The 15,747-nt window shown below is 37.4% G+C and carries 16 protein-coding genes; 11 read left to right on the top strand and 5 right to left on the bottom strand.

The genetic code is table 11. The features are described from left to right. Window positions 1-6: 6 nt before the first annotated feature. From J5J03_RS04500 to J5J03_RS04490, 3 genes are all read left to right on the top strand, one after another. A complete protein-coding gene (locus tag J5J03_RS04500; RefSeq protein WP_208586501.1) occupies window positions 7-1,161 on the top strand; it encodes a Gfo/Idh/MocA family protein in 1,155 nt (384 codons plus the stop codon). Window positions 1,162-1,444: 283 nt separating this feature from the next. After that, window positions 1,445-1,966, top strand: a complete 522-nt coding sequence (locus J5J03_RS04495) for a D-lyxose/D-mannose family sugar isomerase (RefSeq protein ID WP_208586499.1) — start codon at window positions 1,445-1,447, stop codon at window positions 1,964-1,966. Between the two features lie 17 nt (window positions 1,967-1,983). Beyond that, window positions 1,984-2,640 (top strand): SGNH/GDSL hydrolase family protein, encoded by a 657-nt coding sequence (locus J5J03_RS04490; protein WP_208586491.1) that lies wholly within the window; start codon window positions 1,984-1,986, stop codon window positions 2,638-2,640. A 452-nt stretch (window positions 2,641-3,092) separates the two neighbouring features. Here the strand turns inward: J5J03_RS04490 and J5J03_RS04485 are convergent, their stop codons facing one another. From J5J03_RS04485 to J5J03_RS04475, 3 genes are all read right to left on the bottom strand, one after another. After that, entirely contained in the window at window positions 3,093-3,938 is an 846-nt protein-coding gene (locus tag J5J03_RS04485) for an alpha/beta hydrolase (RefSeq protein ID WP_208586482.1), read from the bottom strand. 67 nt (window positions 3,939-4,005) lie between these two features. Next, the gene (locus tag J5J03_RS04480) at window positions 4,006-5,400 is read right to left on the bottom strand and encodes a Na+/H+ antiporter NhaC family protein (RefSeq protein WP_208586480.1); all 1,395 of its coding nucleotides are present in this window, start codon (window positions 5,398-5,400) and stop codon (window positions 4,006-4,008) included. A 274-nt stretch (window positions 5,401-5,674) separates the two neighbouring features. Next, a complete protein-coding gene (locus tag J5J03_RS04475; RefSeq protein WP_208586478.1) occupies window positions 5,675-5,926 on the bottom strand; it encodes a YkuS family protein in 252 nt (83 codons plus the stop codon). Window positions 5,927-6,100: 174 nt separating this feature from the next. Here J5J03_RS04475 and J5J03_RS04470 point away from each other — a divergent pair, with 174 nt between their 5' ends. The 6 genes from J5J03_RS04470 to J5J03_RS04445 all read left to right on the top strand — a co-directional run bounded on the left by J5J03_RS04470 (window position 6,101) and on the right by J5J03_RS04445 (window position 9,745). Next, window positions 6,101-6,310 carry a hypothetical protein gene (locus J5J03_RS04470; protein ID WP_208586476.1) on the top strand — a complete coding sequence of 70 codons (210 nt, stop codon included), beginning with the start codon at window positions 6,101-6,103 and terminating at the stop codon, window positions 6,308-6,310. 24 nt (window positions 6,311-6,334) lie between these two features. Next, complete coding sequence (locus J5J03_RS04465) at window positions 6,335-6,505, top strand: hypothetical protein (protein ID WP_208586474.1); 171 nt, start codon at window positions 6,335-6,337, stop codon at window positions 6,503-6,505. Next, a complete protein-coding gene (locus J5J03_RS04460) occupies window positions 6,495-6,638 on the top strand; it encodes a hypothetical protein (protein WP_208586472.1) in 144 nt (47 codons plus the stop codon). The genes J5J03_RS04465 and J5J03_RS04460 overlap by 11 nt, the downstream gene beginning before the upstream one ends. Window positions 6,639-6,799: 161 nt before the next feature. Further along, complete coding sequence (locus tag J5J03_RS04455; protein ID WP_208586470.1) at window positions 6,800-7,816, top strand: dienelactone hydrolase family protein; 1,017 nt, start codon at window positions 6,800-6,802, stop codon at window positions 7,814-7,816. 123 nt (window positions 7,817-7,939) lie between these two features. Next, window positions 7,940-8,557, top strand: coding sequence for a hypothetical protein (locus tag J5J03_RS04450; RefSeq protein ID WP_208586468.1), 618 nt, complete (start codon window positions 7,940-7,942; stop codon window positions 8,555-8,557). Between the two features lie 402 nt (window positions 8,558-8,959). Beyond that, window positions 8,960-9,745, top strand: a complete 786-nt coding sequence (locus J5J03_RS04445) for a sugar phosphate isomerase/epimerase family protein (RefSeq protein WP_208586465.1) — start codon at window positions 8,960-8,962, stop codon at window positions 9,743-9,745. Between the two features lie 52 nt (window positions 9,746-9,797). On the opposite strand, the gene J5J03_RS04440 is transcribed toward J5J03_RS04445, so the two are convergent. Continuing rightward, window positions 9,798-10,781 (bottom strand): LacI family DNA-binding transcriptional regulator, encoded by a 984-nt coding sequence (locus J5J03_RS04440; protein WP_208586462.1) that lies wholly within the window; start codon window positions 10,779-10,781, stop codon window positions 9,798-9,800. A gap of 134 nt (window positions 10,782-10,915) precedes the next feature. On the opposite strand from J5J03_RS04440, the gene J5J03_RS04435 reads away from it, so the two are divergent. Beyond that, complete coding sequence (locus tag J5J03_RS04435; RefSeq protein WP_208586460.1) at window positions 10,916-14,017, top strand: glycoside hydrolase family 2 TIM barrel-domain containing protein; 3,102 nt, start codon at window positions 10,916-10,918, stop codon at window positions 14,015-14,017. A gap of 965 nt (window positions 14,018-14,982) precedes the next feature. Then, window positions 14,983-15,165, top strand: coding sequence for a cold-shock protein (locus J5J03_RS04430; protein WP_018931074.1), 183 nt, complete (start codon window positions 14,983-14,985; stop codon window positions 15,163-15,165). Window positions 15,166-15,220: 55 nt separating this feature from the next. Here the strand turns inward: J5J03_RS04430 and J5J03_RS22330 are convergent, their stop codons facing one another. Then, the gene (locus J5J03_RS22330) at window positions 15,221-15,364 is read right to left on the bottom strand and encodes a DUF3221 domain-containing protein (protein ID WP_208587080.1); all 144 of its coding nucleotides are present in this window, start codon (window positions 15,362-15,364) and stop codon (window positions 15,221-15,223) included. Window positions 15,365-15,747: the final 383 nt, after the last annotated feature.

The following is a 15,747-nucleotide window of genomic DNA, read 5'->3' as shown; positions in this document are numbered from 1 at the left end:
ATTAATTTGTTAAGAGTAGCGATCATTGGTACAGGAGCAATATGCCCATCTCATGTAAAAAGTTATCTGCAATTTCCAAGTAAGTGTAAGATTGTTGCATTATGTGATATTTATCCAGAAAAAGCGGAAAAAATAAAACAAGAATTCAACCTAGATGCGAATGTATTTGATAATTATCAGGATTTAATTGATAAGGAGGAAGTCGATCTAATCTCTATTTGTACACCACCATATACTCATGCCGATATTGCGATTAACAGTTTGGACGCTGGAAAACATGTACTGGTTGAAAAACCGATGGCGTCTTCCTTAGAAGAATGTGATGCGATGGTTGAAGCCGGCATACGGAATAACAAAATTTTATCGGTTGTTGCTCAAAATCGATTTACAACGCCAATGATGAAATTGAAGCATGTACTTGAAACAGAATTAATGGGCCCGATTCTCCATACACAAGTTGATTCTTTCTGGTGGAGAGGACATAGCTATTATGATTTATGGTGGCGAGGCACTTGGGAAAAAGAAGGCGGTGGCTGCACATTAAATCATGCCGTACATCATATTGATATTTTCCAATGGATGAGAGGCATGCCATCCGAAATAACAGCAGTAACAAGTAACACGGCTCATGACAATGCTGAAGTAGAGGACATTTCCATTGCAATTGGTCGTTATCAGGATGGAAGCTTAGCTCAAATCACCAGTTCTGTTGTTCACCACGGAGAAGAGCAGCAGTTGATCTTCCAAGGTAAGAAAGCACGTGTCTCCGTACCATGGAAGGTAAAGGCGTCAACTTCAAAGGAAAATGGCTTTCCGAATGATGATCCTGAACTTGAGCAATTATTGACGGAAGCATTTAACAGCCAGCCTGATTTAGAGTATGAGGGACATTCTGGTCAGATCGAAAATGTACTTGATGCGATTATGGAAAACAAACCGGTTTTAGTTGATGGCGTACAAGGACGACAAACTTTAGAATTGATTACAGCAATCTATGAATCTGCTAACTACCTGCGTACAGTGACATTACCTTTAACAAAAGAAAGCCCTTTTTATACGAGAGAAGGTATTTTACAAAATGCGAAACAGTTCTATGAAAAAGGAGCATCAGTAGAAAATTTCTCTGATACGGAAATTACAACTGGTGGTAAGTATGAATAGAATTAATGAGAATTGGAGCACAGAAAGACGAGGAAAATTGAATAAAAATGAAAGTCCCTTGGAGAATTTTCTGAGGGCTGTTTTTTATTTAATTACAAAACCTAGAACTAACAATTATATTGGCTTGTCCACTTTAATATGCTAAGATTTGAAGAGATAGTTTTGAAAGCGTTTTACGATAGGTGGGGGTATTCGGTAATCTCCGATTCAAGGAAAAAGTATCTCATTCAAATAGAATAATAGGTGTGTACAATATCATAAAAATAAATAGGTGGTGATACAAATGGATAGAAAAGAGGCTCAGTATAAAACAATTGAAACTTTAACAAGCGCTGGATTAGCGTTAACAGAAGAGGAAAAGCAACGTGTGGAAATTGCTGATTTTGGCTTGAACCGTTTAAAGCAAGAAGGCTTACAGTTAATTACATATGAAAATAACGTCCACTATTGTGCTAAAGAACTTGTCTTGTTTCCAAATCAAACATGCCCGGAGCATAAGCACCCTCCTATTGGTCGATCAGAAGGGAAGCAAGAAACATTTCGCTGTCGAGCAGGAAAAGTTTATTTATATGTAGAAGGAGAACAAACAGAGCCGATCCAAGCAACGATTCCGAAAGAAAGTGAAGCATATTATACCGTATTTCACGAGATTGAACTGAACCCAGGTGAACAATATACGATTCCACCGAATACGTTGCATTGGTTCCAGGCGACAGATCAAGGTGCAATTGTTTCCGAGTTTTCTACTACTAGTCGAGACGAGTATGATATCTTTACTAATCCTGAAATTAATCGAATACCATAATATAATAGGAGGACAAAATGAAGCTAGCAAAAAATCAAAAATTATTGTTTATTGGAGATTCTGTAACTGATTGTGATCGTGCAAAACCAGAGGGGGAAGGATTATTTCAAGCGTTAGGAACTGGATATGTATCCATTGTTGATGCATTCCTACAATCGACATACCCTGAATTAGGAATCCGTGTCGTAAATAAAGGGATATCCGGAAATAATGTAGCAGACTTAAAAAATCGTTGGCAGGAAGACGTACTTGACCAAGCCCCTGACTGGTTAGTCATCATGATTGGTATCAATGATGTGTGGCGCCAATTCGATTCTCCTTTTATTCCAGATCGTCATGTTTATATCGATGAATATGAGAAAACATACCGGGAGCTAGTCAAGCAAACAAAATCAGAAGTAAAGCATGTAGTGCTGATGACACCTTTCTATCTCGAACCTAATCCAAATGATCCAATGCGTTATAAGATGGATGAGTATGGTAAAGTTGTTAAGCAAATTGCGAAAGAACACGATACATTATTTGTTGATACACAAAAAGCATTTAACACCGTTTTAGAGAAAATCTATCCGGCAGCAATTGCATGGGATCGAGTTCATCCCAATAACACGGGACATACGGTTTTAGCAAAAGCTTTCTTAAATACGATAGATTTTAACTGGCGAAAACAATAAAGGTAACTAAACTAGTCTAGTCTCACTTGCCGTTCGTTCTATTTATCATGGTGCGAGTAATTATTGGATATCCAAGGAAGCGAAGAAAAATCCCCGTAAGCGAAATCCTGCTCCAGGGAAAAAGCATTTCCTTCCGAGGAAAAGCCCTTCTGTTCCCTGGATAAGTGGATATATCCAGGGAAGGGAAGCGAACATCCATGGAAGCGGAGCACTTATCCCCGGAAGCGAAATCCTGCTCCAGGGAAAGAGTATTCCCTTCCGAGGAAAAGTCCTCCTGTTCCCTGGATAAATGAATATATCCAGGGAAGAGAAGCGAATATCCCCGGAAGCGGAGCGCTTATCCCCGTAAGCAAAATCCTGTTCCGGGGAAAAAGCATTCCCTTCCGAGGAAAAAGCTCTCCTGTTCCTTGAATAAATGATGAATTTGAGGTTGTTTTATCTTTTTTTATTACTTATAACCGCTTATTGATCCATTGCATAACATTATCCAGTGCTAAATCTCGATAGTGGGCTTGTAACGGGTGATGGAATCCATCATTAAACGTAACGAAATGCTTATCCGGTATCGAAACGGAATGGAAAAAATCTTGAATAAAACGAGGATGTATGATCGGATCTTTTTGATCGTAGACAAATAGAACAGGGAATTGGAATAAGGCTGCTTCTGCTATAGCATCAACTCCATTTTGGATTAACTCAAATAGCCAACGTGGCGTATACTGCGACGTCATTAATGGGTCTTTTTTAAGTTCTTTTTTCTTTGGTAGATACGGTTCTAAGGATGTTATTGCTCTGAAAATCCTTTCCCACTTATTAGGACGTATCGATAGGTTCGGTAATACACTTGAAGCAACTGCAAGGATTTTTTTGCTAAAAGAAGGCAGCTCAAAACGCAATGCTAATGCAGGTGAAGATAGGATTACACCATTTGTCTCATATGCGTAAATTTGACTGTAACGAATCACAATTAAACCACCTAAGCTGTGGCCGAATAAAAAAATCGGCATATGTTGAAACTGGGCGGATACCCACTCAACTAGCGTATGTAGGTCGTCTACATATTCCTGGAATGTATTAATGTGCCCTCGAGCTCCTTCTGATTGTCCGAAACCACGTAAATCAGGAGCAACTACTGCAATTTCATGGTTGACACATTGTGCGGTAATTGGCTGATACCTGCCAGAATGTTCACCGGCTCCATGTACAATAATAATAACTGCCTTCGGATGGGAAGGTGTCCATGTTTGATAAAAAAGGTTAATGCCATCTTTTGATTGAATATAGTTGCTCGAATACATGATATACCTCCACTTTAGCTTTATAACTGCAATAACCGTCCGTAAGCCCCGCTGATGTAAGTCTCACCTATAAGATAAATGTCATCACACCATATAGAACGGCAGAAATAGCAAGTGCGATTAAGGCTGGAATTAATTTATACCTAGCGTATTGCATCGCATTAATGTTCAATAATCCAGCAATCGTATTATTGTTGTCACTTAACGGTGATGCGATTGAACCAAATGATCCGCTTGCAAATACTGCTCCTATTACTAAAGGTAAGGATGCTTCAGCAGCCTGTGCCAGAGAGACGCCAAGTGGCATTAAAATACCCCATGTTCCCCAGGAAGATCCAATAAAATAGGACACAAATGAGCCAATTAAAAACATAACAGGTGGAATCAGCATAGCTGGTACCCAATCTACATTGTTGGTAACAAATGTTGAAAAACCTAGATCTTCGGTAACAGAGGATAATCCCCATACAACAGCTAATAAGAGGATGACAGACATGAGATTATTTCCAGCCTCAATAAACTCATGTATAGTGTTTTTTAACGAGTTTTTTTGAATGATTTGCATGATGACCGTTATTAATAAGGTAATAAATAGCGCCACCACCATTGCCTGTAAGACATCAGCTTCGATAAAGGCCTGGAAAAATCCATATCCTTGTTGATTACCATCCCACCAGGTCAGAAACAAAGTTAAGATAATTACTAATGATACGGGAATGATTAAATTCCATGGTTTTGCTTCGATATCATCGGCTACCGAGGTGTTGTCTTCATCTTTAATTCGTTCAGGGTCACGCTCATCCTGATCAATTTCTTTTGGATGGCGGAATATAACGAATAACGTCCCGATAACAATCATTGAAATGGCAAAAAAGTTAAACGGAATACTGCGGATAAACATAGAATAAGGATCCGCTTCAATTCCTTGATTTTGCAAGCCCATTTCGATCACGGAAACCATATATCCAACAAAAGCTGTAGCAATCGGGATTAACACAATAACAGGTTGTGTACTTGTCTCAATCATAAAGGCAAGCTCCTTGCGAGTCATGTTAATTTTTTGTAATAAAGCCTTCATAATTGGTGCTACTGTTACAATCCGGAAGCTAGGAGCGCTAAATGTACCAAGCGTCGAAGCCCACGTAAGCAAAATTGCCTCTCGCTTTGTATTAATTTTTTTAGAAGTCAATTCAACAAATCCTTTGATACCACCTGAAGCTTTCATAATCCCAACAAGACCAGAAAACATATATAAGAAAATAATGATTTTTAAATTATTGATATCTGTTAAGCTGTCAACGATGTATTGTGCCGCTTGTTCAATACCACCTATAAGAGATGGTTCAACGAAATAAGCCCCAACGATCAACCCTAGTGTTAACCCAGGGAATACTTGCTTTGTTTTTATCGCGGTCACGATCACGACGATAAACGGAATTATAGCAATCCAACTACCTTCCATTTGTGTAGCTCCTTTGATAACAAACTGATGCTTATAGCTTGTATTAAAATGATAAAACTATACTTTGTAACATGCAGTGTTTTAAAAAAGTATAATGAAAGCATGGGTGTGTGGTTGCTTAGTTGAATTGTATAACAAATAAAGTTATCCCTATCGAACATGCGGATATAAACAATTAACCAATTATTGTTAAATAAAATAATGAAAAACCAGCCATTTCATTATTTGCAGGCTGGTTTTTCATTATTATGATATAGGTTTACATTCGAAAAATTTACTGTTGCTGCTGCAACCTTTGCTCTACTTGCTGACAAACGTCATTCGCATTAAGTCCTTGAGCACTAATTACCGCACCTTGAATCGACGCGTCTTGCATCCCCATCACATTTTGGTCTTGACCAGAAACGACACAGCAATCGCAGCCATTGGCATCTTGTTCTTGTCTTAATGTAATGACTTCATGTCCATTTTCTTGTAGTTGTTGTTGCACTGCTGTTAAGGATTCCTCTACTCCAATACGAGCCATTTTAGTTACCTCCTTAAATTATCATCATCTTTTAATATGTTCTTTCATTTCCACTTCATACATAGTTATATTTTTTACTGCTTTTATTCTCTTATTCCTCAAATTTTTTATTTATTAAATACGTTCTTGCATGAAAACAACAATAATGCAAAAAATAATGCTGAGGTGATCATCATGAAAAACAAGCAAAAAAAGAGCTTTCACATGCCTAGCCCGGCAAATCAGGATGGAGAAATGGGGATCAGAAAAGACGTAGATCCCGCCCATCTTGAAGATTCACGTGAGCGCTATGCAGGGGACTCTGTTGACGCACATAAAGAATTGGAAGAAGCGAATGAATATGTTGCTAACAAAGAAATTGGACAAGTAAGGAATAACTCGTAATCTTGATTTAAAAGGGGGATTAGAATGAAAGAGAAAAAAACACCAAAAAAAGTAGAGATTGAACAAGAAACAATACCTGAAATTCATCATGAAACACATCATCCTGGAAGGGATGAAACAAGATTACAACAAGTCTCGATTGAACCAAGTAATGATTATCTAAATACAGAAACAGGTGGACAAGGTGAAAACTAAAAGACAACCATACCATACAAATGACAAGATAAAAAATAAGAAAGATCATGAATTTTCTGAAGAACTATCGGATGGCGGAGAAAGAGATGAATTAATAAGAAAACAAATTGGGAAAAACTGTGGTGGGCTATAATCTTTTCGCGGCTAACTTTCGATTTTGGAAGGTTAGCCCTTTCCATAATTTAAGCTTCTTTTATTTTTTTTATTTTTTTAAAGTACCAAAATCGTATATAATAGAATTACACTTTAAAACGTTTTCATTTTTGGCTACGTAATATAAAAGGAGTTGGACATATGAATCAGTTAGATCGATTGTTTAACCAATTTTATGATAATGCACTAGAAGAAACGGTTAAAGCGGTTGGCCCCATCGAACGAAAACTAACTTTAAAAAGTAGTTTAGTAGAGTTATTAGGTGATTTCTCTTATTTAGACGAAACAAGAGTGAAGATGAAACCTACTGTTATGGAAACGAAAGAATTTGATGACTATACAAGAGAATTGATTACTTTACCAGTTACAGAATTAATCCAGATACCAGTCTATGTCCTGACACCTAAAGATGAACAACATACATATCCTTCTGTTTTAGCAGTTCATGGTCATGGCTATGGTGTCAACGAAGCAGTTGGACTGACTAATAGTGGGGAAGAGGAACAAGGAGAGCCAGGTATTCATAAGCGATTTGCAGTAGAATTGGTAAAACGTGGTTTAAAAGTGTTCGCACCAGAGGTAATAGGTTTTGGAGAGCGGCGACTCACACGAGATAAGGAAGCTGGGAATATTAATTCTTGTGAAGCAATGGCAACAAACCTATTAATGGAAGGGAAAACACTTGCAGGTTTACGAATTTGGGAGGCACGTCGTTTGTTAGATTACATGGAAGCCTGTTCTGACGTAAATACTTCGCGAATAGGGATGATGGGTTTTTCTGGTGGAGCAGTTGTTACGACGTACACTGCTGCCTTGGATCTTCGAGTAAGTGCAACTGTCCTAACAGGATTTCCAAATACATTTAAAGGAAGCATTATGGCAATGCATCACTGTATTGATAATTATATACCAGGCATATTAAATTATGCGGAATTACCGGAATGGATAGCATTAATCTCACCAAGAAGTTTATTTGTTGAATCAGGAGAAAAAGATCCGATTTTTCCTAGTAAGTTTGTTGAAGAGGCAATTGCTGAAATTGAAAAATATTATCATAATCGCCCTGCGAAATTTGCTTATGATATCTTTCCAGGGGTACATGAAATTAGTGGGAGAAAGTCGTATGATTGGTTGAAAGATCAGTTGCAGCACGCTTAATTTTGTGATGAATCTAAAACAATGGAATCTTTATGTAAAATTCATGATTGCAGTTTCAGTTTCTCATGAATGTGATATACTCATGATTAAAGACAGAATGGTAGCAGGGGGAGTAGTTGCACGATGAAAAAATTATGGGAAACTTTGAAAACGATGTCTTTTAGAGAAGCGGTAGATTATATTTGGGAATATTATAAAATCCACATAATCGGAATTGTATTAGGAGTAGCTTTTCTAGTATCCATTTTATCAACTGTTTTGGGGGAGAAAGAAGAAACATATGAAGTGATGGTTGTCAGTGAAATACCATATGATATTACGGAGCAATTCTCCAATCAAGTCAATGAGAAATACTTTGATGAATTCCAAGTAACAGTTAATAATATAACTTCTGGAGGCGAATCTATTGCGGATTTGTCCTATGCAGATATTCAAAAGTTTTGGGCCAATATTGGTGCTAATATGGTTGATATTATTGTAACCAATGAAACGATAGCAGAACAAATGGTAGAACAGGAAGGTATATTAGAAGTAGAAGAAGTCGTTGCCGAATCATTATTGGAGAAGAATGGTGTGGAATTATATCAATTCGGTACAGAATCCGTATATGGGATTGATACGAATCAGTTAGATGTTTTTGATGATATCGAGCCTTTCCGGGATAAGGTTTTAATCATCCCTATTAATTCAGAGAATCATGACAAAACCACACAATTTTTAGAAACGTTATTGGAATCCTAACCAAGAAATCGACAAGAACAACTTGTCGATTTCTCACTAGATAATTGGATCGGACATCTGTTCCGTTATTTGAGACAAAAGTCCTGTTTTTAGGGTGTTGACGGACATCTATTCCGCTATTCATCGAAAATAACGCTTATTTTTATCAAAAGTAACCGAATAAGGGATTAAATGTCCACCGCCATCGAATAATGGGTGTTATTCCATCAAATAGCGGATTAAATGTCCGCTCGCTAGACATACGTTACGTACTAGTGTCACCTGCCAAGTGAAGGAGAAGAATGTGGCAGAATGGGTGCCTATATGTTAGAGGAATTAAAGCGATATATCAACGAAGAACCGCTCCAATGGTCCGTATCTAAGCAGCAATTTCTAAAAATGGCTTAAGAAAGGGGATTTAGTGTGAAAATAGGTTTATGCTCGGTAACATTTCGTGATAAAAGTCCAGAACAAATTGTAGATTTAGCGATGGAAGTTTCTTTAGACGGGATTGAATGGGGGGGAGATGTCCATGTTCCACCTAGAGATTACGAGCATGCAGAAAAGGTAGGCGAAATAACGAGATCCCGAGGCTTAGAGGTAAGCTCCTACGGGTCTTACTATCGACTGGCAGACCATGCCGGTAATGAATATGACTTTACCACAATCCTAGGTACGGCCAAGAAATTACAAGCACCGGCAATTCGTGTTTGGGCAGGTATGAAAGGAAGTAACGAAGCAGATGATCATTATCGTAAAAAAGTAATCGAGGATGCCAGAAGGGTAGCAGATTTAGCCTCAGATGAAGGAATTACCGTACATTTGGAATATCATGATCATACGTTAACAGATACAAAAGAAAGTGCCAGACGACTAATGGAGGAGATCAATCATCCAAACCTTTTCCTATATTGGCAACCTGCTAATAATGTCTCTGTAGCTGAACGGTTAGCGAGTATCGATTTAGTGAAGGAGTGGATAACGAATGTCCATATTTTTCACTGGCATTCTTTCGAGGACCGTTTAGAGCTTGTAAGTGGTGAAGGAGAATGGCACCAATATTTAAAGGCAATCCAGCAAGATGGACACGATCGTTACGTATTAATGGAATTTGTCAAAGATGATGATGAAAGACAATTTCTGAAAGATGCTCAAACATTACATCTGTTAAGAGATAGCGTAAGAAAAGCGCAGGGCGCCCGGAGCTAGACCGATTTTTATACTTTCTTTTCCCGTATATAAAACAACCTGATAACGAATATCAGGTTGTTTCTCTTTTGATTAAGGTTGTGTCCATATACACTTTTTTGCAAATTTGCCGATCATCTCTCAACCGTTCCATTATCAAGTCTACCGCAGTTTTCCCCATTAACTCTTTCTCAATCCGAACACTTGTGAGTGCAGGATAAACATATTTTGAAACGCTGATATCATTAATACCTATTAAGCTGATTTGATCAGGTATCTCGATTTTAGCCTCATTTACTGCTTTTAGTGCACCGATGGCAAGTGGATCGTTAGCAGCGACAAAACCTATCTTATTTTCCAATGGCCTTTCCAAATATTGATTCATTAAATCATAACCACTGCCAACATGAAAATGATCTAATAATATCAGCCTTTCATTTAATAAACCTTTTTCTTTCAGATATTCCCGAAAGTAATGCTCACGAATATCTTGGACAGGCTCGGCTGTTCCTTGTAATGTTTCCTTCCCACCAATAAAACCAATCTGCTTAAAATTAAGCGTTAAAAAATGATCCACTGCCTGCTTGATGACGCTGTGGAAATCAGTCAATACCGCATCACAACCAGTATGTTCAATGTCAGAATCGACCAAGACAATATGCGGTGTCAGCTGTTTGAATTGGTCAATTTGTTTTTTACTAAAACGCCCGACTGCAACAATGCCGTCTATATCTTGCGGAATATCCGCCAATTCATGTACCGTATATTTTAATAAGTGCAGATGATGCTGATTGGCTTGCTCTTCAATGCCGTGTCGGATCCCCATGTAATATAAATCGGTAAGTTCTTCAGCTTCTGTTACCCAATGTACAAAAGCTATTCTTCTCGTTAATTTTTTCCTGGTTGCTTTCTTCTGATAAGAAAGAGATTCTGCGATTTCAAAAATTCTTTTTTTTGTTTCATCGCCGACTGATAGCTTTGGATCGTAATTTAATACTCGGGAGACCGTTGCAATCGAAACACCAGCTTTTTCCGCAATTTCTTTAATGGTTGCCATACTATTCACTACCTTTAAGTAAAATAAGTAAAATTTAACTTGACTAGTTTTACTAATTATTTTATTATACTAGCTAAGAAAACACAACTTTTGTTACGTAATGTATCCGATTTCAAAAAGAGGAGGGTTCTTTAATGTTAAACAAATCAAAGTTAGATTACACACCGCCACAGAATGGATATCCAGAGTGGAATAATAACCCAGAGATATTTCAATTAAACCGGATGCCACAGCATGCTATAGCGATTCCTTATCATAATCGTGAACAGGCTTTGTTACAACAAGAACAGAAGTCACACTATTACAAAAATTTAAATAGGAAATGGTATTTTCACTTTTCGGAAAATCCAGACAAAAGAGTAAAGGATTTTTACCAAACCAATTATGATGTTTCCAATTGGGATATGATTCAGGTACCTGCACATTGGCAATTAGAAGGATACGATTATCCTCAATATGTCAATACAAGATATCCTTGGATTGAACATGATGATATTAAAGCACCATTTGCTCCAACCAATTATAATCCAGTTGGTCAATACGTGACAACCTTTGAGGTACCTGAAAAATGGGCTGATCAACCGGTAGTATTACATTTCGCAGGCGTTGAAGCCGCTTTTTACGTGTGGTTAAATGGAGAACTCGTAGGTTATAGTGAGGATACATTTACACCAGCAGAATTTAATTTGACTCCATATTTACAAGCTGGACAAAATAAATTAGCGGTGGAAGTATATCGCTGGGCAGATGCAAGCTGGTTGGAAGATCAGGATTTTTGGAGATTGAGCGGAATTTTCCGTGACGTTTACTTATATGCTTTACCGGACATTCACTTATATGATCATCGTGTCCGCACTACTTTTGATCAAGACTATGAGAACGCAGAATTGGAAGTGCAAGCACAACTAATCAACTATCATCTAAAACCCTTCTCTGCCAGTCGTCTAGAAATAGAATTATTAACTGATGAGCACGAAGTCGTTACCAAACAGTCAGTTGAACTTGATATTACCGATAAAGAAAAAGCAGAAGTAACGACGAAAACCATGATACAACATCCCAAAAAATGGAGTGCTGAAGACCCATATTTATACACACTTGTTTTTACATTAACCGGTGACAATGGTGAGGTTCTTGAGGTTTTTGCAACAAAAGTAGGGTTCCGTCAATTTGAACTGATCGACAATATTATGCATATAAATGGAAAACGGATTATCTTCAAAGGGGTTAACCGTCATGAATTCACGGCAGACAGAGGACGAGCTGTAACCGAACAAGATATGATTGATGATATTGTCTTGATGAAGCAGCATAATATTAATGCGGTTCGAACATCACATTATCCGAACCATCCGAAGTGGTATGATTTATGTGATCAGTATGGCTTGTACGTGATTGACGAAACCAACTTGGAAACACATGGTACCTGGCGTTATGGTCAGGAAACATTGGAGGATGCTCTACCTGGAAGTAAACCAGAATGGACTGCCAATGTTTTAGACCGTTGTAAATCTATGTATGAACGTGATAAAAATCATGCCTCTATTGTTATTTGGTCTCTTGGCAATGAGTCATTTGGTGGAGATAACTTCTTGAAAATGCATGATTATTTTAAAAAAGAGGATCCGACTCGCCTTGTCCATTATGAAGGAGTATTCCATTACCGTCGATCTGATGATGCATCGGATATGGAAACAACCATGTATCGTAGTCCACAGGAGTTAGAATTTTACGCGAATCAGCCAGGAGAGAAAAAGCCGTATATTTTGTGTGAATACAGTCATTCTATGGGGAACTCCACAGGAAACCTCCATAAATATACAGAGCTTTTTGATAAGTATCCTTCCTTGCAAGGTGGATTTATTTGGGATTGGAAGGATCAAGCATTAAGACATCAAACGAAAGATGGAACGGAATTTCTTGCTTATGGCGGTGACTTTGGAGAATCACCACATGATGGTAATTTTGCGGGTGATGGCTTAATTTTTGCTGATGGTACTGTTTCGCCAAAACTGCTAGAAACGAAAGCTTGTTATCGTAATATTGATTTCCAAGCTATTAATATGAAGACGGGTGAATTTAATGTAGTAAACAAAAATCTCTTCCAAAGCTTAAACGATTATAAATTAGTTTGGACTGTGGAGGAAAATGGAGAAGTAATAGAGTCTGGCATTCACCCGTTAGATGCGGAAGCGGGCGGTGAACAAATCGTAAAATTAGCCTATCAAAATGAACAATTTCAGCCAACAAAAGAACAAATTGTTACGTTACAGGTGATTTATGATCATACACCATTCTGGGCAGAAACAGACCATGAGGTTGCTTTTGAGCAATTTATTATCCCTGCTGCTTCAAATAAAGAAGCTGTCAGTGGCAATGTGCATATTGAAGAGGATGCTCATGTTTATCGAATGACTGGTGAATCATTTACGGTTACGTTTGAAAAGAAATCGGGCTTATTATCCTCCTATCAAGTGAAAGGTACCGAGTTTATCAGACAGCCACTTGTACCAAATTATTGGCGAGCAATGACAGACAATGATCGTGGTGCAAAGGTAGATCAAACGAGTGATGAATGGCGGAAAGCTAGTTTGGAAAGACAATTGGTTGATTTCAAGGTTCATGACAGTGAAAAGCAGATCGTAGTTGAGACAAGCTATCGCCTGCCAACATCCACTATTTCAATGGTTAACTTAACCTATACGGTAGATCCAGCGGGAGAGGTTGAAGTAGAACAGCAATTACTGCCTGGAGCAAGGTCAGCTGATATACCGGAGATCGGCATGCGCTTTGAAATAAATGATACTTTTGAAAATCTGACTTGGTATGGCAAAGGCCCGCATGAAACGTATTGGGATCGCCAAAAAAGCGGTAAGGTAGCCATTCATAATGGTAAAGTAAAAGATCAATTACAGCCGTACTTAAAACCTCAGGAGAGCGGAAATAAATGTGGTGTCCGTTGGTTGAAGCTTTCCGATGGAGAAGGCAATGGCCTGAAGATAACGGGAGACCCTACCATTGAAGTAAATGCTCTTCCCTATACAGCGTTTGAATTAGAAGAAGCTAGTCATCATTATAAACTGCCTGACACTGATAAAGTTTCAGTCCGCGTTAATGGCTGGCAAATGGGTGTTGGAGGAGATGACAGTTGGGGGCAACAGGTTCATCCCGAGTATCGACTGCATGCGAATCGCTCTTACCGTTATCGATTCACATTAGTAGGATTTTCTAAATAAAGATTTTGGTTAAAGTTTCCGAGACTTTAAGATAGAGCTTTTAACAGGTTCAATTTTAGAGAGAAAAATAGTGATTAGATAGCAATAAAAAAGAGGATGGGACATAACTAAATAGGAAGAACGAATACGAACAATCTGATTTTACCCTAGAAGATATGTAAACTTCTGTGGACATTCATGCGAGTTAAAGAACCACTGTATGAAGTGTTTACGGAAAGCGAAGTTTTTTACTGATGCGGTACATTTGCTCAGCCATTTGTATTCAGCTATTTCCTATTTAGTTACTCTTTTGTCCTTTTTAGTTAGAACGGAAACAAAATAAAAAAGTAGTTGCTAGAATTTATATTAGCAAAAAATGTTGACGTGAGAGCTATAAGCAAAAGTGTGTAGCCTTTTGAGTGGACGAAAGTGAGTAGAGAAGGACTAGGTAGCCTGTTTATATTTTCTAAAATTTAACAAGTCAATTTGCTATAAATTTTTTCATTAATTTGATATCTGTATCGTGTTCAGCAAGCTTACTGTTGATGTTTTCAATACTAGTTTGTTTTTCGGTGTTATCAGCAACTTAGATTCATAACATTATCTAATTTTTTAATGATTAATTGCTGACCCTCCTCTAACACATGTTGACGATTCACTAATCTCTGTTGACCATCTTCAAGTTTTTGTAAACGAATATCTAAAGGTTGTAATTTTTTCATCTAAATAAGGTTGAAAACATTTCAATTAATACTTGGTTATCCATATACTTACCTCCTATATCTATTTCACCATCTCTTAAATAGATTGCCATAGATATTTTTATTTATTTCTATTTTAATCTGAATTTTTTCCATTATCATTTTAGGGTAATTATCTCAACTAACTCAGTATTTGCTATGGCACTCTTCGCTTTTCTTAATAACTTTGTATTTGTAGACAAATAAGCGTATAATAGAGGTATCACCCATGAAAGGGAGTGCCGTATGGCTTATTTTAATAACCAGAAAGAACCTGTCCAAAATGTTGAGACGAATGTTTGGTCCTGTGTAAGTGATGATTGTCAAGGCTGGATGCGTGAGAATTATTCATTTGAAAAAGAACCTGCATGTCCAATCTGTAAATCAGAAATGAAGAAGGAAGTAAGAGTAATTCCGGAAATGAAATAATAGATGAGAAGCTACTCCCTGATGAGGGAGTAGCTTTTTCATAATCTAGATAGGTTTAAGAAGCATTTCTTGGTTGAATGATCTCCACTTGTGTGACATTGCCTTGCATAGGAAAAGACTCTAAGATAGGGCCGTCTAACGTGACGGAAATATAATCCCCATTATTTAGGTTTAGGTCTTTTCTATGATCATAAGGAATGGTTAATAGATCGAATCCATTTTTTTTACGGAATTAATCTTCATAATTTTCTTCTTCAGACTCTTGCAATTCTTTATTTTCTACTGGAATAGTTATTTTTCTATAGTATGCTTGAAAGTATTTATCCATATAAAGTTCAGTTATAGAATCAAAACCAAGAAAGCGATTTCTTTATAAAAATAATTTATTATTAATCTTTTGTAAAAAAGTATTGATTTTTTCAGTTTAACGAAATATAATCATTGTAGAAAGCGATTACATTTTGCTGCAGAAGATGTTCGCTTTTGTTTTTAACGATTATAAGAAACCGGTTTCCTTGTGCTGAATCAATTTTCGGCAATACATCAAGTAAATGACATTTTATATGAGAATCTATGCCTTAG

The organism is Gracilibacillus suaedae (assembly GCF_017599345.1).
GTDB lineage: Bacteria > Bacillota > Bacilli > Bacillales > Amphibacillaceae > Gracilibacillus > Gracilibacillus suaedae.
This window is presented reverse-complemented; position numbering and strand designations above follow the sequence as displayed.